Origin of the sequence: Pseudomonas sp. AKS31, from assembly GCF_023634765.1 — a bacterium.
In the GTDB taxonomy this organism is placed as follows: Bacteria; Pseudomonadota; Gammaproteobacteria; order Pseudomonadales; family Pseudomonadaceae; genus Aquipseudomonas.
Map to the genome: position 1 here is coordinate 98756 of NZ_JAMLFX010000007.1, position 23890 is coordinate 122645.

Annotated in this window: 18 protein-coding genes and 1 pseudogene; 12 read left to right on the forward strand and 7 right to left on the reverse strand. The window is 59.6% G+C overall.

The genetic code is table 11. The features are described 5' to 3' along the window. The 6 genes and pseudogenes from clpX to M9827_RS19000 all read left to right on the forward strand — a co-directional run bounded on the left by clpX (position 1) and on the right by M9827_RS19000 (position 7541). Complete coding sequence (gene clpX / locus M9827_RS18980) at positions 1-1284, forward strand: ATP-dependent Clp protease ATP-binding subunit ClpX (protein ID WP_016775335.1); 1284 nt, start codon at positions 1-3, stop codon at positions 1282-1284. A 163-nt stretch (positions 1285-1447) separates the two neighbouring features. Next, positions 1448-3844, forward strand: a complete 2397-nt coding sequence (lon, locus tag M9827_RS18985; protein ID WP_007917325.1) for an endopeptidase La — start codon at positions 1448-1450, stop codon at positions 3842-3844. A 148-nt stretch (positions 3845-3992) separates the two neighbouring features. Beyond that, on the forward strand, positions 3993-4265 hold the full coding sequence (locus M9827_RS18990) for an HU family DNA-binding protein (RefSeq protein ID WP_003183171.1): 273 nt from the start codon (positions 3993-3995) through the stop codon (positions 4263-4265). A 228-nt stretch (positions 4266-4493) separates the two neighbouring features. Next, entirely contained in the window at positions 4494-6365 is a 1872-nt protein-coding gene (locus tag M9827_RS18995; RefSeq protein ID WP_250606599.1) for a SurA N-terminal domain-containing protein, read from the forward strand. A gap of 106 nt (positions 6366-6471) precedes the next feature. Further along, positions 6472-6570 (forward strand): annotated as a pseudogene (locus M9827_RS28015) (LysR family transcriptional regulator); the annotation flags it as partial. Positions 6571-6662: 92 nt separating this feature from the next. After that, positions 6663-7541 carry a DUF2242 domain-containing protein gene (locus M9827_RS19000; RefSeq protein WP_250606600.1) on the forward strand — a complete coding sequence of 293 codons (879 nt, stop codon included), beginning with the start codon at positions 6663-6665 and terminating at the stop codon, positions 7539-7541. A 411-nt stretch (positions 7542-7952) separates the two neighbouring features. Here M9827_RS19000 and M9827_RS19005 read toward each other — a convergent pair whose 3' ends face one another. Together M9827_RS19005 and M9827_RS19010 are read right to left on the reverse strand one after the other, a co-directional pair. Continuing rightward, positions 7953-8993, reverse strand: coding sequence for an AraC family transcriptional regulator (locus M9827_RS19005; RefSeq protein WP_250606601.1), 1041 nt, complete (start codon positions 8991-8993; stop codon positions 7953-7955). A gap of 3 nt (positions 8994-8996) precedes the next feature. Continuing rightward, a complete protein-coding gene (locus tag M9827_RS19010; protein WP_250606602.1) occupies positions 8997-10127 on the reverse strand; it encodes a carbon-nitrogen hydrolase family protein in 1131 nt (376 codons plus the stop codon). A 208-nt stretch (positions 10128-10335) separates the two neighbouring features. Here M9827_RS19010 and M9827_RS19015 point away from each other — a divergent pair, with 208 nt between their 5' ends. Both M9827_RS19015 and M9827_RS19020 read left to right on the forward strand, forming a co-directional pair. Next, positions 10336-12375, forward strand: a complete 2040-nt coding sequence (locus M9827_RS19015) for an NADPH-dependent 2,4-dienoyl-CoA reductase (RefSeq protein WP_250606603.1) — start codon at positions 10336-10338, stop codon at positions 12373-12375. Between the two features lie 221 nt (positions 12376-12596). Then, on the forward strand, positions 12597-13523 hold the full coding sequence (locus tag M9827_RS19020) for a 1-aminocyclopropane-1-carboxylate deaminase/D-cysteine desulfhydrase (RefSeq protein ID WP_250606604.1): 927 nt from the start codon (positions 12597-12599) through the stop codon (positions 13521-13523). Positions 13524-13526: 3 nt separating this feature from the next. On the opposite strand, the gene M9827_RS19025 is transcribed toward M9827_RS19020, so the two are convergent. Beyond that, a complete protein-coding gene (locus M9827_RS19025) occupies positions 13527-14075 on the reverse strand; it encodes a cytochrome b (RefSeq protein ID WP_250606605.1) in 549 nt (182 codons plus the stop codon). 386 nt (positions 14076-14461) lie between these two features. On the opposite strand from M9827_RS19025, the gene M9827_RS27765 reads away from it, so the two are divergent. Beyond that, positions 14462-15118: a hypothetical protein gene (locus M9827_RS27765; protein ID WP_284676931.1), complete on the forward strand. Its 657-nt coding sequence runs from the start codon at positions 14462-14464 to the stop codon at positions 15116-15118. Between the two features lie 89 nt (positions 15119-15207). Here M9827_RS27765 and phnX read toward each other — a convergent pair whose 3' ends face one another. Continuing rightward, positions 15208-16035: a phosphonoacetaldehyde hydrolase gene (phnX, locus tag M9827_RS19040; protein ID WP_250606607.1), complete on the reverse strand. Its 828-nt coding sequence runs from the start codon at positions 16033-16035 to the stop codon at positions 15208-15210. 144 nt (positions 16036-16179) lie between these two features. Continuing rightward, positions 16180-17289 carry a 2-aminoethylphosphonate--pyruvate transaminase gene (locus tag M9827_RS19045; protein ID WP_250606608.1) on the reverse strand — a complete coding sequence of 370 codons (1110 nt, stop codon included), beginning with the start codon at positions 17287-17289 and terminating at the stop codon, positions 16180-16182. 112 nt (positions 17290-17401) lie between these two features. Between M9827_RS19045 and M9827_RS19050 the strand changes: the two genes are divergently transcribed. After that, positions 17402-18262: a LysR substrate-binding domain-containing protein gene (locus M9827_RS19050; protein WP_250606610.1), complete on the forward strand. Its 861-nt coding sequence runs from the start codon at positions 17402-17404 to the stop codon at positions 18260-18262. Between the two features lie 122 nt (positions 18263-18384). Here M9827_RS19050 and M9827_RS19055 read toward each other — a convergent pair whose 3' ends face one another. Further along, positions 18385-19257, reverse strand: a complete 873-nt coding sequence (locus tag M9827_RS19055; RefSeq protein WP_250606612.1) for a LysR family transcriptional regulator — start codon at positions 19255-19257, stop codon at positions 18385-18387. A gap of 281 nt (positions 19258-19538) precedes the next feature. On the opposite strand from M9827_RS19055, the gene M9827_RS19060 reads away from it, so the two are divergent. Continuing rightward, the gene (locus M9827_RS19060) at positions 19539-20864 is read left to right on the forward strand and encodes an MFS transporter (RefSeq protein ID WP_250606613.1); all 1326 of its coding nucleotides are present in this window, start codon (positions 19539-19541) and stop codon (positions 20862-20864) included. 72 nt (positions 20865-20936) lie between these two features. Next, positions 20937-22328: an FAD-dependent oxidoreductase gene (locus tag M9827_RS19065; protein ID WP_250606614.1), complete on the forward strand. Its 1392-nt coding sequence runs from the start codon at positions 20937-20939 to the stop codon at positions 22326-22328. A 91-nt stretch (positions 22329-22419) separates the two neighbouring features. Here M9827_RS19065 and M9827_RS19070 read toward each other — a convergent pair whose 3' ends face one another. Further along, entirely contained in the window at positions 22420-23811 is a 1392-nt protein-coding gene (locus M9827_RS19070; RefSeq protein WP_250606615.1) for a type VI secretion system Vgr family protein, read from the reverse strand. Positions 23812-23890: the final 79 nt, after the last annotated feature.

Genomic DNA, 23890 nt, shown 5'->3' on the forward strand with positions numbered 1-23890 from the left:
ATGACTGACACCCGCAACGGCGAGGACAACGGCAAGCTGCTCTATTGCTCCTTCTGTGGCAAAAGCCAGCATGAAGTGCGCAAATTGATTGCCGGCCCCTCGGTCTTTATCTGCGACGAGTGCGTCGACCTGTGCAATGACATCATCCGCGAGGAGGTGCAGGAAGCCCAGGCCGAAAGCAGCGCGCATAAATTGCCTTCGCCTAAAGAAATCAGCGGCATCCTTGACCAGTACGTCATTGGTCAGGAGCGTGCGAAAAAGGTTTTGGCCGTAGCGGTGTACAACCACTACAAGCGCCTGAACCAGCGTGACAAAAAGGCTGACGACGTCGAACTCGGCAAGAGCAACATCCTGCTGATCGGCCCGACAGGCTCCGGTAAAACCCTGCTGGCCGAAACACTGGCCCGCTTGCTGAACGTTCCGTTCACCATTGCCGACGCAACCACTCTCACCGAGGCGGGTTACGTGGGTGAAGATGTCGAGAACATCATTCAGAAGCTGCTGCAGAAGTGCGATTACGACGTAGAGAAGGCCCAGATGGGTATTGTCTACATCGACGAAATCGACAAGATTTCCCGCAAGTCCGACAACCCGTCGATCACCCGGGACGTTTCCGGTGAAGGCGTGCAACAGGCCTTGTTGAAGTTGATCGAAGGCACGGTCGCTTCCGTACCGCCGCAAGGTGGTCGCAAGCACCCGCAGCAGGAATTCCTGCAGGTCGACACCCGTAACATCCTGTTCATCTGCGGTGGTGCGTTCTCCGGTCTGGAAAAGGTTATTCAAAACCGTTCCACCAAGGGCGGCATCGGTTTCAACGCAGAAGTGCGCAGCAAGGAAGAAGGCAAGAAAGTCGGTGAATCCCTGCGTGAAGTCGAGCCTGACGATCTGGTCAAGTTCGGTCTGATCCCGGAGTTCGTCGGTCGTCTGCCGGTCCTCGCGACGCTGGACGAGCTTGATGAGGCTGCGCTGATGCAGATCCTCACCGAGCCGAAAAATGCTCTGACCAAACAGTATGCCAAGCTGTTCGAGATGGAAGGCGTGGATCTGGAATTCCGTTCCGACGCGCTGAAATCGGTCGCCAAGCGTGCCCTGGAACGTAAAACCGGTGCCCGTGGCCTGCGCTCGATTCTCGAAGGTGTACTGCTCGACACGATGTATGAAATCCCCTCGCAGTCCGAGGTGAGCAAAGTCGTGATCGATGAAAGCGTGATCGAAGGCAAGTCCAAGCCACTGTATATCTACGAAAACAGTGAGCCGACGGCCAAGGCAGCGCCGGACGCGTAAGCGCCCAGTCTGCTGCAATAAAGAAGGGGCCTTCGGGCCTCTTTTTTTTTATGTCGTTTTTTACATCCGCTTTGCGCTTGTTTTTTTTCAAGGCAGCCCCCATCTTGGTTTCAAGCTCAATTCCATCTGATTACGGCCATATGGCCGCCGTAGAGGCGAAATCATGAAGACAACCATCGAATTGCCTCTCCTGCCATTGCGTGATGTCGTGGTTTATCCGCACATGGTTATCCCGCTGTTCGTGGGGCGCGAGAAATCCATCGAAGCCCTCGAGGCCGCGATGACGGGCGACAAGCAGATCCTGCTGCTGGCCCAGAGAAACCCGGCTGACGACGATCCCGGTGAAGACGCTCTCTATCGCGTAGGTACCATCGCCACTGTTCTACAGCTGCTCAAGCTGCCTGACGGCACCGTCAAGGTTCTGGTCGAGGGTGAGCAGCGTGGCACCGTCGAACGCTTCAGCGAAGTCGACGGCCATTGCCGTGCCGAAGTCTCGCTGATCGAAGAAGTCGACGCTGCCGAGCGCGAATCCGAAGTGTTCGTGCGCACACTGCTGTCGCAGTTCGAACAATATGTACAGTTGGGCAAGAAGGTCCCGGCTGAAGTCCTGTCGTCGCTCAACAGCATCGATGAGCCGGGTCGCTTGGTTGACACCATGGCGGCGCACATGGCGCTGAAAATCGAGCAGAAGCAGGAAATTCTCGAAATCATCGATTTGTCGGCCCGGGTCGAGCACGTTCTGGCGTTACTGGATGCCGAGATCGATCTGCTGCAAGTCGAAAAACGCATTCGCGGTCGTGTCAAAAAGCAAATGGAGCGCAGTCAGCGCGAGTACTACCTGAATGAGCAGATGAAGGCCATTCAGAAAGAACTCGGCGACAGCGACGAAGGCCACAACGAAATCGAAGACCTGAAAAAGCGTATCGACGCTGCCGGTCTGCCGAAAGACGCGTTGGCCAAGGCCACTGCCGAGCTGAACAAGCTCAAGCAGATGTCGCCGATGTCTGCTGAGGCCACCGTGGTGCGCTCTTACATCGACTGGCTGGTGCAAGTGCCGTGGAAGGCCCAGAGCAAGGTACGTCTGGACCTGGCGCGCGCAGAAGACATTCTCGATGCCGACCACTACGGTCTCGAAGAGGTCAAGGAACGTATCCTTGAATACCTCGCCGTGCAAAAACGCGTGAAGAAAATCCGTGGCCCGGTGTTGTGCCTGGTCGGTCCTCCGGGCGTAGGTAAAACCTCGCTGGCCGAGTCGATTGCCCATGCCACCAACCGTAAATTCGTGCGCATGGCCCTCGGTGGCGTGCGTGATGAAGCGGAAATCCGTGGTCACCGTCGGACTTACATCGGTTCGATGCCAGGAAGATTGATTCAAAAGATGACAAAGGTGGGCGTGCGCAACCCGCTGTTCCTCCTCGATGAAATCGACAAAATGGGCAGCGACATGCGTGGCGACCCGGCGTCGGCGTTGCTGGAAGTGCTCGATCCAGAGCAGAACCACAACTTCAACGACCATTATCTGGAAGTCGATTACGACCTCTCGGATGTGATGTTCCTGTGCACCTCGAACTCGATGAATATCCCGCCGGCGCTGCTCGACCGGATGGAAGTCATCCGTCTGCCGGGCTACACCGAAGACGAGAAGATCAACATCGCCGTCAAATACCTCTCGCCAAAGCAGATTGCCGCCAATGGTCTGAAGAAAGGCGAGCTGGAATTCGACGCTGAAGCGATCCGCGACATCATCCGTTACTACACCCGTGAAGCCGGTGTGCGTGGCCTCGAACGTCAGATCGCCAAGGTCTGCCGCAAGGCCGTTAAAGAACATGCACTGGAAAAACGCTTCTCGGTGAAAGTGACAGCTGATCTGCTGGAACACTTCCTCGGTGTGCGCAAGTTCCGCTACGGTCTGGCCGAGCAGCAGGATCAGATCGGTCAGGTCACCGGCCTTGCCTGGACTCAGGTGGGCGGTGAATTGCTGACTATCGAAGCCGCTGTAGTGCCGGGTAAAGGTCAGTTGATCAAGACCGGTTCGCTGGGCGATGTGATGGTCGAATCGATCACTGCCGCGCTCACCGTAGTACGCAGCCGCGCCAAGAGCCTGGGCATTCCTCTGGACTTCCACGAGAAGCGCGACACGCACATCCACATGCCGGAAGGGGCGACGCCGAAGGACGGCCCTAGCGCTGGTGTAGGCATGTGCACGGCGCTGGTGTCGGCATTGACCGGTATTCCGGTGCGCGCCGATGTCGCCATGACCGGTGAAATTACTTTGCGTGGTCAAGTGCTGGCGATTGGTGGTCTGAAGGAAAAACTGCTGGCGGCTCACCGCGGCGGAATCAAGATCGTGATTATTCCGGAAGAGAACGTGCGTGATCTGAAGGAGATTCCTGACAATATCAAGCAGGATCTGCAGATTAAACCGGTTAAATGGATTGACGAGGTCCTGCAAATTGCGCTGCAATACGCGCCGGAGCCCTTGCCGGATGTGGCTCCCGAGATAGTTGCCAAGGACGAAAAACGTGAGTCTGACTCTAAGGAAAGAATTAGCACGCATTAATACGCTTTTGCCTGGGGGGCTTCCTTGACAGTTTTTTAGAGCCCTTGTTATAAAGCGGCTCTTAAGTGTCTGTAGGCCATTCAGCACTCGTTTTTGCTTTCACCAAAAAACTTAGAATCATCTCAAAATAGATATAAGGGGACTTAGAGTGAACAAGTCGGAACTGATTGATGCTATCGCTGCATCCGCTGATATCCCGAAAGCTGCTGCTGGCCGTGCGCTGGACGCTGTAATCGAATCCGTCACTGGCGCTCTGAAGGCTGGCGACTCCGTTGTTCTGGTTGGTTTCGGTACTTTCTCCGTGACGGACCGTCCGGCTCGTACCGGTCGTAACCCTCAAACCGGCAAGACTCTGGAAATCCCGGCTGCCAAGAAGCCAGGTTTCAAAGCCGGTAAAGCACTGAAAGAAGCTGTTAACTAAGTTTTCAGGTTTTTACCCATCCGGGTCGGGGTCATGCCTGACTTGGCAGCGGAGCGGTAGAGCAGGTAGCTGAAACAGTTGCCTGTAACGCCGGGATCGAGGGTTCGAGCCCTGTCCGCTCCGCCAGTTACGAGAAGGCGCATCCTCGGATGCGCCTTTCTTCTATCCGGATTCTACCCACGCTCCACGGTTGCCTAATTTTGAAGTTCAACCGTTTCTGGGGGACGCATGCTGCAGAATATCAGGGACAATTCACAAGGCTGGATTGCCAAGACCATTATCGGGGTTATCGTTGCACTGATGGCTCTGACCGGTTTCGACGCCATTTTCCAGGCCACGACTCACAAGAATGAGGCGGCCAAGGTCAACGGTGAAGAAATCAGCCAGAACGAGCTGAGCCAGGCCGTTGATATGCAACGCCGTCAGCTGATGCAACAGTTGGGCAAAGACTTCGATGCTTCTTTGCTTGACGAGAAAATGCTGCGTGAATCGGCGCTCAAGGGCCTGATCGATCGCAAGTTGCTGCTGCAAGGCGCCGAACAAGCGAAATTCGCTTTCTCCGAAGCCGCGCTGGATCAAGTGATCCTGCAGACACCTGAATTCCAGGTGGACGGCAAGTTCAGCTCCGAGCGCTTTGACCAGGTGATCCGTCAACTGGGTTACAGCCGTATGCAATTCCGCCAGATGCTGGCTCAGGAAATGCTCATCGGCCAACTGCGCGCCGGTGTGGCGGGCAGCGGTTTCGTCACCGACGCCGAAGTGCTGGCATTCGCCCGTCTGGAAAAACAGACCCGCGATTTCGCTACCCTGAACGTCAAGGCTGACCCGGCGGCAGTTAAACTGACTGACGACGAAGTCAAGGCGTACTACGACGAACACGCCAAGGAGTTCATGACTCCGGATCAAGTGATCATCGATTATGTAGAGCTGAAGAAGTCCTCGTTCTTCGATCAGGTTGCGGTCAAGGACGAAGACCTGCAGGCGGCGTATCAGAAAGAGATCGCCAACCTGTCTGAACAGCGTCGTGCCGCGCACATCCTGATCGAAGTGAACGACAAGACCACCGAAGCTCAGGCCAAGGCGAAGATCGACGAAGTCCAGGCGCGTCTGGCCAAGGGCGAGAAGTTCGAAGCGCTGGCCAAAGAGTTCTCGCAGGACCCGGGTTCGGCCAACAATGGCGGTGACCTTGGTTACGCAGGTCCGGGCGTTTACGACCCAGCGTTTGAAAAAGCTTTGTACTCGCTGTCGAAAGACCAGGTGTCCGAGCCGGTTCGTACCGACTTCGGCTACCACTTGATCAAGCTGTTGGGTGTGGAAGCGCCTGAAGTACCGACCCTGGCCAGCCTGAAAGACAAGCTGACCCGCGAGCTGAAAGCTGCGCAGGTCGAGCAGCGTTTCGTCGAGGCGACCAAGCAACTGGAAGACTCCGCGTTCGAAGCGTCTGACCTGGCTCAGCCAGCGGCGGATCTGAAGCTGACCGTGCACACCTCCAAGCCGTTTGGCCGTGAGGGTGGCGAAGGTGTTACGGCCAACCGTGCCGTGGTCACTGCTGCGTTCAGCACCGAAGTGATCGATGAAGGTGCCAACAGCACCGCTATCGAACTGGATCCGGAAACCGTGATCGTGCTGCGCTCCAAGGAACACCTCAAGCCTGCGCAACTGCCGCTGGAAAGCGTGAGTGCGGCGATCCGCACTCAGTTGACCAAAGAGCACGCCAGCGCGGCTGCCAAGACCAAGGCCGAGAAGCTGATTGCTGATCTGCGTGATGGCAAGGCGCCGTTGGACAAGGCGGTTGATGGCCAGAACTGGAAAACCACTGAAGCGGCCACCCGTGGTCAGGAAGGTGTTGATCCGGCGGTGCTGCAAGCGTTGTTCCGTATGCCGAAGCCGGCTGCCAAGGATAAACCGACGTTCACCAGCGTGACGTTGCCGGATGGCAGCCTGATGATCGTGCGCCTGAACGGCGTTAACGAAGCGGCTGCGCCGACGGATGAAGAGAAGCTTCAGTACCGTCGCTTCCTTGCTTCGCGTGAGGGGCAGCAGGACTTTGCTGCGTATCGCAAGCAGTTGGAAGCTCAGGCGGACATCAAGCGGTTTTGATGGTTGACTGAGATGTGATGTGAAAGCCCCGGCCTGAGAAGGTCGGGGCTTTTTTTTGCGCGCGCGGTGCGGCGTGGCAGCCTTTGGGCCTGCCATGCTTTTGGGGTTTTGGGGGGATATCCCCAGTCGCCACGCTACGGCAAAATTGCGCGTGTTCATCGATCATCGGGTGTTGCGACTTTTTCCCGCAACTGACGGTCGATAGAGTTGTAACTGCTTTAAGACACTAATCCATGCGCCGCGGGGGCGTGATCTGTTGCACAATACGCCCCGGACTGTTTTCTTTCAGGATGTTCAATGTTGATTTCCACTCCCATGCGTGTTGTCGGGTTGGCGCTGTTGTTGACCGCTGTTGCCGGCTGTTCGAAAGACAAGCCGATGTATGAGCATGAGAACTTCGATGACTCCGGTACGTTTTCGCGCAATTACCCGGTGACCGACGCGGCCAGTTGCGAAGCGGCGCGCCGTGCGTTGCTCAGCCAGGGCTACATCATCACCAGCAGCGACCCGAAACTGGTCAGCGGCCACAAGAGCTTCCAGCAAACCGGCGACACCCACATGGAGATCAGCTTCAATGTGGTCTGCGCCGATGACGGCAGTGCCGGGCACCATGCAACGATGTTCGCCAACGCCTTGCAGGATCGCTACGCGCTGAAGAAGACCAACAACTCGGCCAGCCTCGGTGTGGGTGTGCTGGGCTCGGTGTCGATGCCGATCGGCTCGTCGGACGATTCGATGGTCAAGGTCGCCAGCGAGACGGTGACGTCGCAGAAGTTCTACGAGCGTTTCTTTACGTTGGTGGAGTTGTTCCTGCCGGCGGATGCGAAGAAGGCAGCGCATATCGAAGAGAAGCCCAAGACCGATCTCGGTATGCCTGAGGCGAAGGCGGCTCCGGCAGCGTTGGCGCCAACGCCAACGCCAACGCCAACGCCTGCGCCGAAGGTTGAACCTACGCCTGCTGCAGAACCGGCGCCCGCACCTGCTGAGGCCGCTCCAGTGACGTCGGAACCGGTTGCACCACCGGCAGACGCTGCGCCAATCACTCCGGCCCCGAGCGCTGAACCTGCGCCGGCACCTGCAGCTGCGCCGGCGACCGAAACCATCACGCCTCCGGCCAACCCGGATATTCCGCCGCCATCCGAGCCGATTCCGGCGATGCCTGCGTCCGGCCAATAATCCAGCCTCACCGCAACCCCCTGTGGGAGCGAGCCTGCTCGCGAAAGTGTCGGTACATTCAGCACTTATGTGACTGAGAGTCCGCCTTCGCGAGCAGGCTCGCTCCCACAGTGGTTTTTGGGGTGGCTTAAATTTCGTTACATTCCCCTGACAAAATTCCCACGATAAATTCCTGACCACCTGCTACGTTTTATTCATGAAGGCCGGGTTTCACTTTTCCTTCATACGAGCGCGTTAAGCTCGAGGCACTGGGCATTTGCTCAGGCCCATTCAAGAGAGCAGCAGGGGGATTACACGATGGATGAATATCAAGAAGAGCTGCTCGAATACCAGGCCTTTGAACTGGATCAACCCGAGCCCGCCGAAGACGCCACCGAGCTTTGACTTGAAGCTTGAAGCTCGCAGCTGCTTTTATGCCGTTTTGCGGTGACTGCGGCGGAATTCGCCGGGCGTCTGACCGCTCCAGCGTTTAAAGGCTCGCTGGAACGCTTCGGCTGAAGCAAAACCCAGCAGGTAGGCGATTTCGCCGAATGCCAGTTCGGTATCGCGGATGTAAGTCATCGCCAGATCGCGCCGGGTGTCGTTGAGGATCGCGCGAAACTGCGTGCCTTCCTCGGCCAGTTTGCGGCGCAATGTCCAGGTCGGCAGCTTCAGGCGCGACGCCACTTCTTCCAGGTCGGGTTCCCGGCCACCATTGAGCAACGGCCCAAGCAACTGCGTGATGCGTTCGCGCAGACTGCGGGTGCGGGTCAATTGCTCCAGTTCGCGTTCACACAGTTGCAGCAGATGCCGCCAGGTACTCGGGCAGTGCTCCGGGTTGCGCTGCGCGAGGCTGTTGAGGTTCAGGCGCAGCTGATTGCCATCGGCGCCAAACTGGATCGGGCAATCACCCAGCACGCTGTAGGCCTCGCGGTAATCCGGCTCCTCGAACTCGATGTCGATGCGTTCAGCGCGCAGCGCTTCGCGGCTGACACTGGAGAGCTGATGCAGCCATCCGGCGATGATCGAGTCCACGACAAAGCGGTTATAGGCGTTGTACGGGCTGATCGAATAGAAACGCAGCCACGCGCCATTGGCGTCCTCGTGGAAGCTGGATTGGCCGCGATAGTTGGAGCCGTACAACGCCTCGAAACGGATCAGACAGCGCGCGGCTTCACGCACCGTCGGCGCTTGTGCGGCGGTGACGCCGGCCAGCCCGGCCTGGCTGAGGCGACTGAGCTGGCCCATGCGCAGGCCCAGCGCCGAATCGCCGGTCAACTGAATCGCGGCGTGGCCCAGGCGCATATAGCGCGGAATCGACAAACGCGCCCCGGCCTCGGCCAGTCGCGCGGCGTCCAGTCCATATTGCTCCAGCAACGGCTGCGGATCCGCCCCATGACTGCGTACGGCGTCGGCGAGGCTGTGAACAAAGCCCACCGACAGATCCCCGAGGCGCATCGGCAGCGGCTTCATGGCTTACAACCAGATGTTCAGCAAACGCGCGCCACGGGCCTCGCCATCGGCGAACTGCTGACCGTCGCTGCTGAGGAAACTCTGACCGGCACTGGCCTTGTCCCAGAACTGCCCGCGCAGGAACACACTGATGCCGGCGATCGCTCGGCTGCTCGGCGGTTGCGCGGTCAGTGTCAGTCGATGCCAGGCCTGTCCTTCGGTGACTTCACCGGGTTTGAGGCTGACCGACCCCGGCGTGCTTGAACCTTTGTAACCGCGCCATGGCTGATTCCAGGCACCCTGGCCGAATACCTGCGCCGGTACCGCGATCAATTGTGTGTTTTGCTCGTCAAGTTTGCGGTAGTTGTCCGGGTACCAACTGTCGCTGCCAATCAACACGCCAAGGCGCCCGGCCGGGGTGTCGACCACGTTTAGCGCGTGTTTGTCTGCGCTTTCGAGCACCTCGCGCTGATCGAACACCGGATGCATCTGCCGTTGCGGCTGGCCAAGCGGCACGCCATCGCGGCCGAACACCACGCTGCTGTTGAACAGGGCACCGCTACCGGGTTTGAGCTGGCCGTCGCGGACACTCGGCTCCGGCAGCACGATCGAGCCGGCCACCAGGGTCACGTGAAATTCTTTGGCCAGCCCCCCGAACAGCGCCTGGTAATCCTTGGCCATCGCTTTGGCTTTCATGCGCAGGTAGGCGTCGTTGAGGCGGTCGCTGCCGTTGGCGCTGAGCCAGGCGCGGGCGAACAACAACGGATTGCTCGCGGCCAGCCAGTTCATTGCCTCGGCGAGGCTCGGGGCCTGATACAGCTCGTCTTTTTCGCCGCTGAGCAGCAACCAGGTGCCGATGTTCTCCGGCAGCACCACGACGGTTTTGTCGTTCAGCAGGCCTTGATCCTGCGCTTGCTGCAGATAGGCTGCGAGTTTGCGGTGCAAGCGCTCGGGGTTTTGATAGTCCGTGGGAAACAGCTCGGGCTGGATGCCCAGCAGATTGCCGCGATCGGCGGGGGTGCCCTGATCGACCGCCACGTTGATGCGCAGGTCCGACAGGTAGTGGCCCGCCGGCCGGTCCGCCGCCCACATGGCGTAGGTGGTCAGGGCGGCAACGAGGGCCATGGAAAAAAACAGGTACAAAAGTTTGCGCATGAAAACCAACAACTACCGGGTACAGGGTATGGCGACTAGGGTAGGGCCCATGGACCTGATTGCCAAGGGGCGCTGCGCATTTGGATCAATAAGTTGTCAGTTACGGTCATTGAGTGACAGCGATGCGACTCTTAGTCTGTCGAACATGACTGACGGGAGCCGCAGAGCGCCCGCAACTTTTCCGTGATCGCTCGTTGTGGAGTTACCGATGACCGCCGCTCATTACCCGCACCTGTTGGCCCCGCTGGACCTGGGATTCACCACGCTGCGCAACCGCACCCTGATGGGGTCGATGCACACCGGTCTGGAAGAAAAACCGGGGGGCTTCGAGCGCATGGCGGCGTACTTCGCTGAACGTGCGCGTGGCGGTGTCGGCCTGATGGTCACCGGTGGTATCGGCCCGAACGACGAGGGCGGCGTGTATTCCGGCGCGGCTAAGCTGACCACCGAGGAAGAAGCACTCAAACACCGCATCGTCACCCGCGCGGTGCACGAGGCGGGCGGCAAGATCTGCATGCAGATTCTCCACGCCGGGCGTTACGCCTACAGCCCGAAACAAGTGGCGCCGAGTGCGATTCAGGCACCGATCAACCCGTTCAAGCCCAAAGAGCTGGACGAAGAAGGCATCGAGAAGCAGATCAGCGATTTCGTCACCTGTTCGATACTGGCGCAGAGCGCCGAGTATGACGGCGTCGAGATCATGGGTTCGGAAGGTTATTTCATTAACCAGTTCCTCGCCGCGCACACCAACCACCGCACCGACCGCTGGGGCGGCAGCTACGAAAACCGTATGCGCCTGCCGGTGGAAATCGTTCGCCGTGTACGCGAAGCGGTTGGCCCGAACTTCATCATTATTTTCCGTCTGTCGATGCTCGACCTGGTCGAGGGCGGCAGCACCTGGGGCGAGATCGTCACCCTGGCCAAAGCCATCGAGCAGGCCGGTGCGACCATTATCAACACCGGCATCGGCTGGCACGAAGCGCGGATCCCGACCATCGCCACAAAAGTGCCGCGTGCGGCATTCAGCAAGGTCACGGCCAAACTGCGCGGCTCGGTGAAGATTCCGCTGATCACCACCAACCGCATCAACACGCCGGAAATCGCCGAGCAGATTCTGGCTGAAGGCGATGCCGACATGGTCTCGATGGCGCGGCCGTTCCTCGCCGACCCGGACTTCGTCAACAAGGCCGCTGAAGGTCGTGCGGACGAAATCAACACCTGCATCGGTTGCAACCAGGCGTGCCTCGATCACACCTTTGGTGGCAAGCTGACCAGTTGCCTGGTCAACCCGCGTGCCTGCCACGAAACCGAACTCAACTACCTGCCGGTGCAGCAGATCAAGAAAATCGCCGTGGTTGGCGCCGGCCCTGCCGGATTGTCCGCCGCGACCGTGGCTGCCGAGCGTGGCCATCAGGTGACCCTGTTCGATTCGGCCAGTGAAATCGGCGGCCAGTTCAACATCGCCAAGCGCGTGCCGGGCAAGGAAGAGTTTTTCGAAACCTTGCGTTACTTCAAGCGCAAGCTGCAGACCACTAATGTTGAGGTGTGCCTGAACACCCGCGTCGACGTGGCGAAACTGGTTGAAGGCGGGTATGACGAGATCATCCTCGCCACTGGTATTGCGCCGCGTGTGCCGGCAATTCCGGGTGTCGACAATGCCAAGGTGCTGAGCTACCTGGACGTGATCCTCGAGCGCAAACCGGTGGGCAAGCGCGTGGCGGTGATTGGCGCCGGCGGTATCGGTTTTGACGTCTCGGAATTCCTCGTTCACCAAGGTATAGCGACCAGCCAGGATCGCGCCGCGTTCTGGAAAGAATGGGGCATCGACACGCAACTGGAAGCCCGTGGTGGCGTGGCCGGGATCAAAGCCGAACCGCACGCGCCGGCACGCGAAGTGTTTCTGTTGCAGCGCAAGAAAACCAAGGTCGGCGATGGCCTCGGCAAAACCACTGGCTGGATTCACCGTACCGGTCTGAAGAACAAGCAAGTGCAGATGCTCAACAGCGTTGAATACCTGAGCATTGACGATCAGGGCCTGCATATCCGCATCGGCGAAACCGGCGAGCCGCAAGTCTTGGCGGTGGACAACATTGTGATTTGCGCAGGGCAGGATCCGTTGCGCGAATTGCACGACGGTCTGGTGGCTGCGGGGCAGAACGTGCACCTGATCGGCGGCGCGGATGTCGCGGCTGAGCTGGATGCCAAGCGTGCGATCAACCAAGGTTCGCGTCTGGCGGCTGAGCTATAAACAACGCCGCTTGAGCTGTGGAGCGAGCCTGCTCGCGAAAGCGGAGTGTCAGCCAATACACCTGTCGACTGACACGACGCCTTCGCGAGCAGGCTCTCTCCCACAAGTGTTTTGTTGTTCACAGATTCGGTGAGCACCAACCAATCGAGGAGTGAGCCTGCTCGCGATGCCTGCTCGTGAGCGACTAGAATGCCGGCTCTGTTCAGATCGAATCGCCGCCCATGCATTTGCCACCCTCCGATTGGCTACCCCAAGCCCCTCTCGAACGCCTTCACCTCGACTGGCTCGCAACCGCCGGCATTGAAGTCGCCATCCTGCGCCTCGACCAGATCGACCCGCTGATCAGCGGCAACAAATGGTTCAAACTCGTCGAACACCTCAAAGCCGCCGACCGCGCGGGTGCCGAGGGCATCATCAGCCTCGGTGGTGCGCATTCCAATCATCTGCATGCGTTGGCGGCGGCAGGGAAACGGCTGGGCTGCAAAACCGTGGGACTGTTGCGCGGGCATGCGCAGGACACACCGACGGTGCTGGATTTGCAGGCGTTCGGCATGCAGTTGCATTGGTTGGGTTATGGCGGTTATCGCGCGCGCAATGAACCGGGCTTCTGGGCGCCCTGGCATGAGCAGTATCCGCAGCTGTATGCGGTGCCGGAGGGCGGCGGCGGGTTAGCAGGGGCGCGCGGTTGTGCAGCGATCAAGGAACAGGCGCAAGCACAATTGCCTACGCTGGGCTGGACTGATTATCACGGTTGGTGGGTGGCCTGCGGCACCGGCACCACGCTGGCCGGGCTGGTTCTCGCCGAGGCGGGTTCGCATCGGGTCTATGGCGCGTTGGCGGTACCTGGAGATCACGGCGTTGCGCCGCAGGTCGAGTCGATTATTCAGTCAGCCGGACTGGCCAGTGTTGACTATGAGTTGATCGATGCCAGCCGTGGCGGTTTTGCCAAGGTCGATCCGCTGCTGCTCGCGTTCATCGAGCAGACCGAGCAGGCCTGCGGCATAGCTCTGGAGCCGTTGTACACCGGCAAGGCGTTGCTGGCACTCAAGCAACAGGTCGAGGCAGGCCGGTTCGCGCCCGGAACGCGGCTGATCTTCATCCACACCGGAGGCTTGCAGGGGAGGCGCGGTTTTATCGCCAGCCCCTGATATTCAGCCGCGCTTGGGCATCATCCGCAGCAGCGTGTTATCGCCCACCACGTAATGGTGATAGATCCCCGCCAGCGCATGCAGCCCGATCAGCCAGTAACCCACAGTGGCGATCAGTACATGCCAGCCCTCAACTTGTTTGGCGAAATCCTTGTTCTCCGCGACCAGCAGCGGCAGGTCAAAACCATAGAACATCACCTGATGTCCCTCGGCGCTGGTAATCAGCCAGCCCAGAATCGGCATGCTGATCATGAACAGGTACAACGCCCAGTGCATCAGCCGCGCCAGCACAGTCTGCCATTGTGGCGAAGCAGGGAAAATTTTCGGCGCCGGACCGAGGCTGCGTGCGAGGAGGCGAAACCACACGAGTACAAACACGGTCAGGCCGAGCATGTAGTGCACTTCGCGGATCAGTGTGCGCCCGCCACTGCCCTTGGGGAACAGGCCACGCAGTTCCATGCTGGCGTAAACCAGCACCAACAACACCAGCATCAGCCAGTGCAGCAGGACTGAAACGGTGCTGTAACGCGATTCTGAGCTTGTCCACGGCATAAGCGGTTTCCTCGGGATCGATGTGCAATCAGGCCGTCGTGACGGCACTCTTGTCACTGTAAACCTGCCGCGATGTTTTTGCCCGGAGTTCGTGATGTTTTTTGCAAGAAAGAAAAGTATTCAATACCCGATTTTGATTTGCTCGTTACTTGAAACTCGGTTTTGTATGTGGTCTGGCCAAGCGTAACTTTGTGTTGTTTATATCTTGTGTTTTCTTTTGGTTTGAATGGTTTGTTTTGGATGGTTATTGTCGGGTCGAATCTTTAGTGAGTTGTTGAAGATTAAAAGTTTATTATTTTAAGTTGAGTATAAATATGAAACGTCCGATTTCGAAGCCTCGCCCATCTACTACAGCGCCAACGCCAGTAGCTCCAACCAGGCCGGTTGTGCCGACCAAACCGGTGGCACCGACCAAGCCAGTGGCACCGACCAAGCCAGTGGCGCCGACCAAACCGGTGGCGCCGACCAAACCGGTGGCACCGACCAAGCCAGTGGCCCCTACCAAGCCAGTGGCCCCGACCAAACCAGTGGCACCGACCAAGCCAGTGGCCCCGACCAAGCCAGTGGCCCCGACCAAGCCAGTGGCCCCGACCAAGCCGGTGGCTCCGACCAAACCGGTAGCGCCGACCCAGCCGGTAGCGCCGACCCAGCCGGTGCGGCCGACCAGTCCTGCCACGCCAACCGAGACCAAGCGCCCGCCAATGCCATGGCCGACCATTAACGTCAACGTCGATCCGGTGGCCTTGATTGCGCTAATCCAGACACTTGGTGCGACAGTCAATGTCGATGGTTCGACCACACTGCCTGATGGCAGTTTGATTAACGCCGATACAACTTCAATCAAGCGTCCCGATGGCATCATTCAATATGAAGATGGCCGGGTCGAGTATCCGGACGGGCGGATTATCTGGCCGGATAATACCGTTGAATATCCGGATGGACGTATTGTCTGGGAAGACGGAACTGAACAGTTACCGGATGGAAGTGTTAAACATCCCGACGGCCGGACCTACGATGCAGAAGGCAATCTTGTTTCGGAGTAATTGATTACCGAGACTTGTGCTGGTTTTTTATACGGCGAAAAAAAACACCGCTGATTGTCATGGATCAGCGGTGTTTTTCATTTTCAGCTTCAAGCGTTTTGCGGCATCTCACCGTTGGCCAGGCGCTTGTTGATGTCAGCGATGACTTCCGGCAGATCGGTGATGGTGTCGATCATGTAGTGCGGGCGCGAACCTTCGAACAGCGCGTGAATGCGCTTGCGTTCGCTGGCCAGTTCATCGCTGCCCAAGGCGCGGAAACCGGCGTAATCCAGACCCAGTGCGTTGCCCGAGCAGATCAGCGCCACGGTCCACATTCCGGCGCGGCGGCCTTCCAGAATGCCCGGCACGGTGTCATCGATCTTCACGCACGCTGCGACATCGTCGATGCCCAGCGCGATCACGTTGGCCAGCGCCTGGGCCGGCCACGGACGGCCATTTGGCACTTCGTCGGTGGCAACCACATGATCAGCGACGTAGCCGTTGCTGGCGGCAAGTTCGACGACCTTGTCCATCACTTGCTTCGGATAGCCGGAGCAGGAACCGATCTTGATCCCTTGCTGACGCAGATTGGCGATGGTTTCCAGTGCACCGGGAATCAGCGCCGAGTGCTCGGCGATCTTTTCGATCTGCAGCGGCATGAAGCGGTTGTAGATTGCGGTGACGTCATCGTCGGTCGGCGTGCGGCCGAACGCCTTGCGATAACGCTCGGCCACTTGCGGCTGATCGCAGAGGGTACGGATGTGGTCCCACTTGCCCATCCCCATCGGGCCACGGGCTTCTTCGATGGAGACCTGCACGTCGAACTCGGCGAAGGCTTCGACGAAGATCTGCGTCGGTGCGAACGAGCCGAAATCGACCACGGTGCCGGCCCAGTCGAGGATCGCGGCTTGAAGTTTGTTTGGGTTTACATAGTTCATGGCAATCAAATTCCTGAGTTGAAATGCAGTTCAAATGTTGGAGCGAGCCTGCTCGCGAAGGCGTCGATATCAGTCGATATCAATGTTGAGTGTTCGACCGCTTTCGCGAGCAGGCTCGCTCCCACAGGGGATTTAGGATGGGGTTTAGATGTCGAGGACTTCCATCTCGCGCAGCACTTCGCCGATCGCTGCAACGGCCTGGCGCATTTCGTCCGGGCTGACATGGCCAATGCAGCCGACACGGAAGGTCTCGACCTGAGTCAATTTGCCGGGATAAAGGATGTAACCCTTGGCCTTCACGCGTTCATAGAAGTCCTTGAACTGATAACGCGGATCTTGCGGCGCATGGAACGTGGCAATGATCGGCGCCTGAATCGCCGCCGGCAGGAAGCTGCGCAAACCCAGTTTGCCCATCTCGTCCATCAGCGCCTGACAGTTGGCGGCGTAGCGCGCATGCCGCGCCGGCAGGCCACCTTCTTCGTTGTATTGCAGCAGCGCTTCGTGCAGCGCCGCGACCACGTGGGTCGGCGGGGTGAAGCGCCATTGCCCGGTCTTCTTCATGTAGGTGTGCTGGTCATACAGGTCCATTGCCAGCGAATGTGAATTACCGGCGGCAGCGGCCAGGGATTCTTTGCGAGCGAAGACAAACCCCATCCCCGGTACACCTTCCAGGCATTTGCCGGACGCGGCGATCAGCGCGTCGAACGGCACTTGCTGCGCGTCCACCGGCAGTGCGCCGAAGGAACTCATGGCGTCGATGATCAAGCGTTTGCCGTGTTGCTGGACCACCTCGGCAATCTCCGGCAGCGGGTTGAGAATGCCGGTGCTGGTTTCGCAGTGGATCAGGGCGACGTGGGTGATGGTGCTGTCGGCGCGCAACAGACGGTCAACGTCGGCAGCGGTGGTCGGTTCATCTTCGGCGGTTTCGAAGGTGCTGAACGAACGCCCGAGCACTTCGCAGATCTTCGCCAGACGCTTGCCATAGGCGCCATTGATCAGCACCAGGACTTTGCCGTCACGCGGCACCAAAGTGCCGATGGCCGCTTCGACAGCGAACGTGCCGCTGCCCTGTAATGGCACGCAGTGGTGAGTCGCGGCGCCGTTGAGGATCGCCAGCAATTGTTCGCAAAGGCTGGCGGTCAGTTGATTGAAACGGTCATCCCATGACCCCCAGTCGACCATCATCGCCTGGCGGGTGCGGGCCGAAGTGGTCAACGGGCCGGGAGTGAGCAGGATGGGTTCGGCGATACTCATTCGTGTGTCCTCGGATAGCGCTGTGGGATGAAGCTACGGGGCATACGTTGCAATTCGCCGTTGCATCAATCAAATTGTTTGTTGTTATGCCAGCCATCAGCGAGAGTTATTCATGAACCTGTTCCAGCTCCGCGCCTTCGACGCCGTGGCCCGTGAAGGCAGCTTCACCCGCGCCGCCGCGCGTTTGTTCATCAGTCAGCCGGCGGTCACCGGGCACATCAAGGCGCTGGAGGAGCACTACCAGATCACCCTGTTGCGGCGCACCGCGCGACGGGTGGAACTGACCGAGGAGGGCACCAAACTCGCGGCGATTACCCGAGCGATGTTTGGCCTCGCAGAAGAGGCGCAGACAATGCTCGAGGCCAACCGGCAATTGCTCACCGGGCGGTTGGAGGTGGCGGCGGACGGGCCGCACATGGTCATGCCGATGCTCGCCAGCCTGCGCACGCGGTATCCGGGAATCACGGTGAATCTGCGTTTGGGCAATGCCCAGGAAACCCTGGCGGCGTTGTTGTCGGAACACGCGGACGTGGCGGTGTTGACCGAGGTCGAACCGCGCAAAGGCCTGCATCTGCAAGCACTGAGCGAGTCGCGGATTTGCGCGTTGGTGCCGGCAGGGCACCCGTGGGCGATGCGCGCCGGGGAAGTGAAACTCAAGGAACTGGATCAGGTGATCATGGTGCTCCGTGAGCCGAGTTCGATCACCCGGCGCACGTTTGATCAGGCCTGTGCGCAGGCGTCGATCCAACCGCGGGTGTTGCTGGAACTGGACAGCCGTGAGGCGGTGACCGAAGCGGTGGCGGCCGAGCTGGGCGTTGGCGTGGTTTCATCGGTTGAGGTCAGCCATGACCCGCGCGTGGTGGCGATTCCGATTGCCGGCGAAGGGCTGGTCAATCGGCACATGATCGGCTGCATGGAGCGGCGGCGGGAGTTGCGTTTGATTCAGGCGTTCTTTGGTCTTGCGCCAGTCTGATACACCGAGTCGCCCCAATCGCTGGCAAGCCAGCTCCCACAGTGTTCTCGGTCGTTCAAAGGTGCTGTGTACAGCCAGGAAACCTGTGGGAGCTGGCTTGCCAGCGATGGGGCCGATATTACTTACACAAGGCTGTCGCGAACCATTTCGAGGAAGGTCGCCACTACCCGTCGATTGCTTTGCTCGCGCAAACACACCAGTGTCTCCGTCAATCGACGGGTGCAGTCGACGATCGGTAACGCACACACCCGCGAATCTGCGCCAAATTCCGCCGCCGACACCACGCCAACGCCAATCCCGACCACCACCGCCTCACGCGCCGCTTCCCGGCCTTCCACCTGAATCGCCGGGCGAATGCGAAACCCCGCCCTGGCCATTTCCTCTTCCAGCGTCTGCCGGGTTACCGAACCGTGTTCACGCAACACCAGCGGCGTGTCATCCAGGTCTGCCAGGCAGATCGATTCACGCGTGGCCCACGGATGATTGCGCGAAACAAATGCCACCATTGGATCATTGCGCAGCGGCACACACAGCAAGCGCTCATCGCTGACATCACGCCCGAGCAACGCCAGATCGGCCTGATAGTTGAACAGGCGAAACAACGATTCATCGGTGTTGCCGGTCTCGATCTTCACGCTGATCCCCGGATAGCGCTCGCAGAACCGCGCGATCTGCGGCAGCACGTGCACCGGCGCATCCACTGCGAGAATCAGGCTGCCGGTCTGCAGGGCCTGGGACTCCTGCAGCAATTCCTGGGCTTCGGCATCAATCACGAACAGCCGTTGCGTGATCGCCAGCAAGCGTTCGCCCAAGTCAGTCAGGCGTACGGAACGTTTATTGCGATGAAACAGCAAAACGCCAAAACGCTCTTCGAGCTTGCGCACTTGGTCGGATATCGCCGGTTGCGTGAGAAAAAGACGCTCGGCGGCTTTGGTGAAGCTTCCATGCACGGCCACGGCGTGGAAGGCTTTGAGTTGGGCGTGGGACACCGACATGAAGTCACCTGATCGCTCAGTCAGTAACAAGCTGAGCTTATGTGTGAAATACGATAAATCGATTTTATTTATTAAACAGTAATTGCTTTGATCGGCTCACGCCATCGCTGACTGCCTTCTCGGGCCGCACGGTGGCCATGAGCCTGTGCGTGCAACCGCAGGACTCATCTGACCGATATCGCCGTAGGGACGGGGTGATATCGCAGTGCTCAACAATAAAAACACAGGCGTTTTTCTTAACGATTCTGCCGGCACACTCACACCCTGAGGTCAGAACCACCATGAACAAGCACATCGGCACCATTGCGCGTTGGCGCGTGCAGATTTTCGCGATTACCTGGCTGGCGTACGCGGCTTTCTACTTCACCCGCAAAGCGTTTTCGGTGGCCAAACTCGGTATCGCCGAAGACCCCACCTTCATGCTCGACAAGATGGCCATGGCCAACCTCGATGCGATCTATCTGGCGGCTTACGCCATCGGCCAATTCACCTGGGGCATGCTCGCCGACCGCTTTGGTCCGAGGGTCGTGGTACTCGGCGGGTTGTTGATTTCCGCCGCCGCAGCGCTGGTGATGGGCAGTTACGCCACGCTACCGATCTTCGCCACTTGTATGTTGATTCAGGGGTTGGCGCAGTCCACCGGTTGGTCGGGATTGTGCAAAAACCTCGGCAGTTTTTTCCCCTCCCAGCAGCGCGGACGGGTGCTCGGCCTATGGAGTTCCTGCTACGCGTTCGGTGGTCTGGTGGCGTCGCCGTTCGCCGGTTGGTGGGCGTACACGCTGGTCGGCAGTTGGCACGCGGCGTTCATTTCCAGCGCGGTGGTGGTTGCCGTGGTGGCGGTGTTGTTCTTTGTCTTCCAGCGCAACAAACCGGAAGACGTCGGCTTGCCGGCGGTCGAGCCAGAACCTGAGCTGACCGCAGAAGAAACCGAAGCCAACAGCAAGCTCAGCGTCTGGGAGCCGTTGAAGGAAATCCTGCGTAACCGCACGGTGCTGGTACTGGGCCTGGCGTATTTCATGTTGAAACCGGCGCGTTACGCGATTCTGTTGTGGGGGCCGGTGATTGTCTTTGAACAGATGCCCAGTGTCGGCAAGGTCGGCGCGGCGATCATTCCCACTTCGTTTGAACTGGCCGGGTTGCTCGGGCCGATCCTGATCGGCCTGGCCTCGGACAAACTGTTCGGTGCCCGGCGCATGCCGGCCTGCGTGTTGAGCCTGCTGGCGCTGACCGTGACGCTGGCGCTGTTCATGGCCGCGCTGCACACCGGCAGTGTCTTGCTGGTGGTCGCATTGTTGTTTGTCATGGGCCTGACCCTGTACGGCCCGGATTCGATGATCAGCGGTGCCGCCGCGATCGATTTCGGCAAAGCCAAGGCCGGCGCCACGGCGGCCGGTTTCGTCAACGGCTGCGGCTCGGTTGGCGCGGTGCTTGGCGGTTTGTTGCCGGGCTACTTCGATTCGGTGACGGTGTTCATTGTTTTCGCCGGTTGTGCGCTGTTCTCGGCGCTGGTGCTGATTCCGCACTGGAACAGCCGTCCGGTTGGCGTGATGGAACCGCGCGCCTCAATCCCCAATTGCCCGCTGACGATCAAACCCCTGCGTTCCTGAACCCTCTTGCCTCGCGGCCTGCTGCGGCGCTTGCGGCAGGCTGTGTTGTGGCCTACTGACTGGAGAAACCCCATGAGACCGTTTTGGCTGGAGCAGGCCTTGCTGGCCGACACCGCGCAAACTTGCCCGCCGTTGCAGGGCGAAGTCCGCGCCGATGTGTGCATCGTCGGTGGCGGCTACACCGGGTTGTGGACGGCGATCATGCTCAAGCAACAGAACCCCGAACTCGATGTCTTGCTGATCGAAGCGGACATCTGCGGCGCCGGCGCCAGTGGCCGCAATGGCGGATGCGCGCTGTCATGGTCGGCGAAGTATTTCACCCTTGAGCGCCTGTTTGGCGTCGAGGAAGCGGTGCGCCTGGTCAAGGAGTCGGAGCGCAGCATCCATGCGATCGGCGAGTTCTGTGAACAGTACGGCGTCGATGCCGATTACCGCCTCGATGGCACGCTGTACACCGCGACCAACCGCGCGCAAGTCGGTTCGACCGACGCGGTGATCGCCGCACTGGAGCGCAACGGCATCAACTCGTTCACCCAGCGTCCGGTCGCCGACGTGCAGCGTATGGCCGGTTCGAGCAAGCATCTGGAAGGCTGGTTTTCGCCGGCGGCGGCCAGCGTGCAACCGGGCAAACTGGTGCGAGGCTTGCGTCGGGTGGCGTTGCAACTGGGCGTGAAGATTTACGAAGGCACGGCGATGACCGGGCTGGAAGAAGGGCGCCCGGCACGCCTGCAAACACCGAATGGCAGCGTCGTGGCCGATCGCGTGGTGCTGGCGATGAATGCGTGGATGGCCCGTGCTTTTCCGCAATTCGAGCGCAGCGTGGCGATTGTTTCCAGCGACATGCTGATCACCGAACCGCGCCCGGATCTGTTGCAGCAGATCGGCCTGACCAGCGGCATCAGCGTGCTTGATTCGCGGATTTTCGTGCACTACTACCACAACACCCCGGACGGCCGCATCATGCTCGGCAAGGGCGGCAACACCTTCGCCTTTGGCGGGCGAATGCTGCCGGTGTTCGATCAGCCATCGCCTTATGCGGGCCTGCTGAAAAACAGCCTCGCGGACTTTTTCCCGGCATTTGCCGATGTCAAAGTCGATGCCACCTGGAACGGCCCGTCGGATCGCTCGGTCACCGGTTTGCCGTTCTTCGGCCAGATGAGCGGCGCCGGCAATGTGTTTTACGGTTTCGGCTATTCGGGCAGCGGCGTCGGCCCGTGTCATATGGGCGGGCAGATTCTCGCTTCGCTGGTGCAAGGACTGGACAACCCGTGGACGCGCTCGCCGCTGGTCAACGGGCCGCTGGGTTATTTTCCGCCGGAACCGATTCGCTATCTCGGTTCTTTAATGGTGCGCAACGCCATTCGCCGCAAGGAACGCGCCGAGGACCATGGGCGGCGGCCCCGGCATCTGGATGTGCGTCTGGCGAAATTCGCCGCAGCGGCGGGTAAGGCTGACAAAGCCTGAAGCACGGCGTGTTGATGTAGGAGCTGCCGCAGACTGCGATCTTAAGATCAAAATCAAAAGATCGCAGCCTGCGGCAGCTCCTGCAACGGGATCAGCGTGCGCCGCTGTCGAGTAGCCAGTCGAGCAATAGGTTGTCACGTGCGGGCGCTTCGCGAGGTGTGGGCTTGCGTGAGTTGCCCAGACACAGAATCGGCCGGTCGGGGTCGCTGTCAAGGAAACTCACCCACACTTCACTGCCGGCGCAGGGCAGTTCATCGCAGGCGATGCGACCATTGGCCCGGGTCATGGCGATGGGCAGCCAGACCGCGTCGTCATCAGGCGATTGCAGAGGTTCCGAGGGCCACAGCCGGACGGCAACTCGACCCTGTTCATCGAGCTGCGCCGGTTGTCCGGCAGGTCCGAGTACCTGCGCCAGGTGATACCCGGCAATACTTGGGCGAGCCTGTTTGAGCGCCGGACGAAAATCGCTGGACCACGGCTGGGCGGTAAAATCGTTGTGATAGCGGTGCAGGGGCGGGGTCGGGTCGAGAATCGACGGATGTTGCCCGTGATGACTTGTCGCGGTGAGCCGCCATTGTTCGTTGAAGTGACTGATCGGATGTTCCGACACTTGCAGCAAGTGCCCACTGAGCAGACCAACCCGGTCGCTGCGGCCGTTGATCGTTCGATGCTGACAGCGTTGCCGTTCCAGATGTCGACGGCAGCGTTGTTCGTGGTGTCGTTGTTCGAGGGAAGATGCCTGCGGCAGGGGACTGGCCGTGATGTGGTTGGCGGCCTCGTCGCTGATCGCCCGCTGCCCTCGGTTACGCACGGCATGCAGCGTGGCGATGGGGGCGGCGTGATGATGCTGGTACAGCGAGCTGATGCAGGGTGAAGGCGTTTGCTCGCAGGCCTTGAACGCAACCAGTACTGGCGTTTGCGGCAGACTGAGGCTGTCATCGGCAAACACGACAACGTGCTCGTCCACCCGGTGTTCAAAGTGATAGTGAATACCTTCCTCTTCGCAAAGCCTGTGCAGCAGCGCCAGATCGCTTTCTTCGTACTGGATGCAAAAAGGCCGGATCGGGTATTGGCCGACGGTCATTTCGATCCGGTAGCTGTCAACGGGCAGGGCATTTTCCGTGAGCAACTGCTGGAGAATCTGCGGCACACTCCGATGCACAAACACTCGCCGTTTGCTCGGCTCGGCAAGGCTTTGCAAGCGCGGCACAACAGTCAGTCGATAGCCGATCCGGTGCGTACCGCGATGTTCGCAACTGGCACTGTCGATCACGCCGTGGATTCCATGATGGTCGTCCAGACGCAGAAAGGCCCGTTGGTGCAGGAATGTACCCGGCGCCACGGCGGGGGCCAAACCGATCAGTTCGATGTCGAAACGGTAGGGCTGGTTGAGTGCTTCCTCGCCGTGAAAGCGCACCACCGGCAGGCACAGACCGCTGTCGGTCAGGGTCAGGGTAAAAGGACTTTCCTTGTCATTGAGCATTCGGACAGGCTCTGTCAGGCAATACGGGCCTGAGAGGGTACGAAACCGCAGCGCTGAATGGTCATGTCAAAGCCGTTTT

What these genes read in the sequence shown, in the direction of transcription:
- clpX (WP_016775335.1), top strand. Translation starts at nt 1, where the DNA reads ATGACTGACACCCGCAACGGCGAGGACAACGGCAAGCTGCTCTATTGC.
- lon (WP_007917325.1), top strand. Translation starts at nt 1,448, where the DNA reads ATGAAGACAACCATCGAATTGCCTCTCCTGCCATTGCGTGATGTCGTG.
- M9827_RS18995 (WP_250606599.1), top strand. Translation starts at nt 4,494, where the DNA reads ATGCTGCAGAATATCAGGGACAATTCACAAGGCTGGATTGCCAAGACC.
- M9827_RS19000 (WP_250606600.1), top strand. Translation starts at nt 6,663, where the DNA reads ATGTTGATTTCCACTCCCATGCGTGTTGTCGGGTTGGCGCTGTTGTTG.
- M9827_RS19005 (WP_250606601.1), bottom strand. Translation starts at nt 8,993, where the DNA reads ATGAAGCCGCTGCCGATGCGCCTCGGGGATCTGTCGGTGGGCTTTGTT.
- M9827_RS19010 (WP_250606602.1), bottom strand. Translation starts at nt 10,127, where the DNA reads ATGCGCAAACTTTTGTACCTGTTTTTTTCCATGGCCCTCGTTGCCGCC.
- M9827_RS19015 (WP_250606603.1), top strand. Translation starts at nt 10,336, where the DNA reads ATGACCGCCGCTCATTACCCGCACCTGTTGGCCCCGCTGGACCTGGGA.
- M9827_RS19020 (WP_250606604.1), top strand. Translation starts at nt 12,597, where the DNA reads ATGCATTTGCCACCCTCCGATTGGCTACCCCAAGCCCCTCTCGAACGC.
- M9827_RS19025 (WP_250606605.1), bottom strand. Translation starts at nt 14,075, where the DNA reads ATGCCGTGGACAAGCTCAGAATCGCGTTACAGCACCGTTTCAGTCCTG.
- phnX (WP_250606607.1), bottom strand. Translation starts at nt 16,035, where the DNA reads ATGAACTATGTAAACCCAAACAAACTTCAAGCCGCGATCCTCGACTGG.
- M9827_RS19045 (WP_250606608.1), bottom strand. Translation starts at nt 17,289, where the DNA reads ATGAGTATCGCCGAACCCATCCTGCTCACTCCCGGCCCGTTGACCACT.
- M9827_RS19050 (WP_250606610.1), top strand. Translation starts at nt 17,402, where the DNA reads ATGAACCTGTTCCAGCTCCGCGCCTTCGACGCCGTGGCCCGTGAAGGC.
- M9827_RS19055 (WP_250606612.1), bottom strand. Translation starts at nt 19,257, where the DNA reads ATGTCGGTGTCCCACGCCCAACTCAAAGCCTTCCACGCCGTGGCCGTG.
- M9827_RS19060 (WP_250606613.1), top strand. Translation starts at nt 19,539, where the DNA reads ATGAACAAGCACATCGGCACCATTGCGCGTTGGCGCGTGCAGATTTTC.
- M9827_RS19065 (WP_250606614.1), top strand. Translation starts at nt 20,937, where the DNA reads ATGAGACCGTTTTGGCTGGAGCAGGCCTTGCTGGCCGACACCGCGCAA.
- M9827_RS19070 (WP_250606615.1), bottom strand. Translation starts at nt 23,811, where the DNA reads ATGCTCAATGACAAGGAAAGTCCTTTTACCCTGACCCTGACCGACAGC.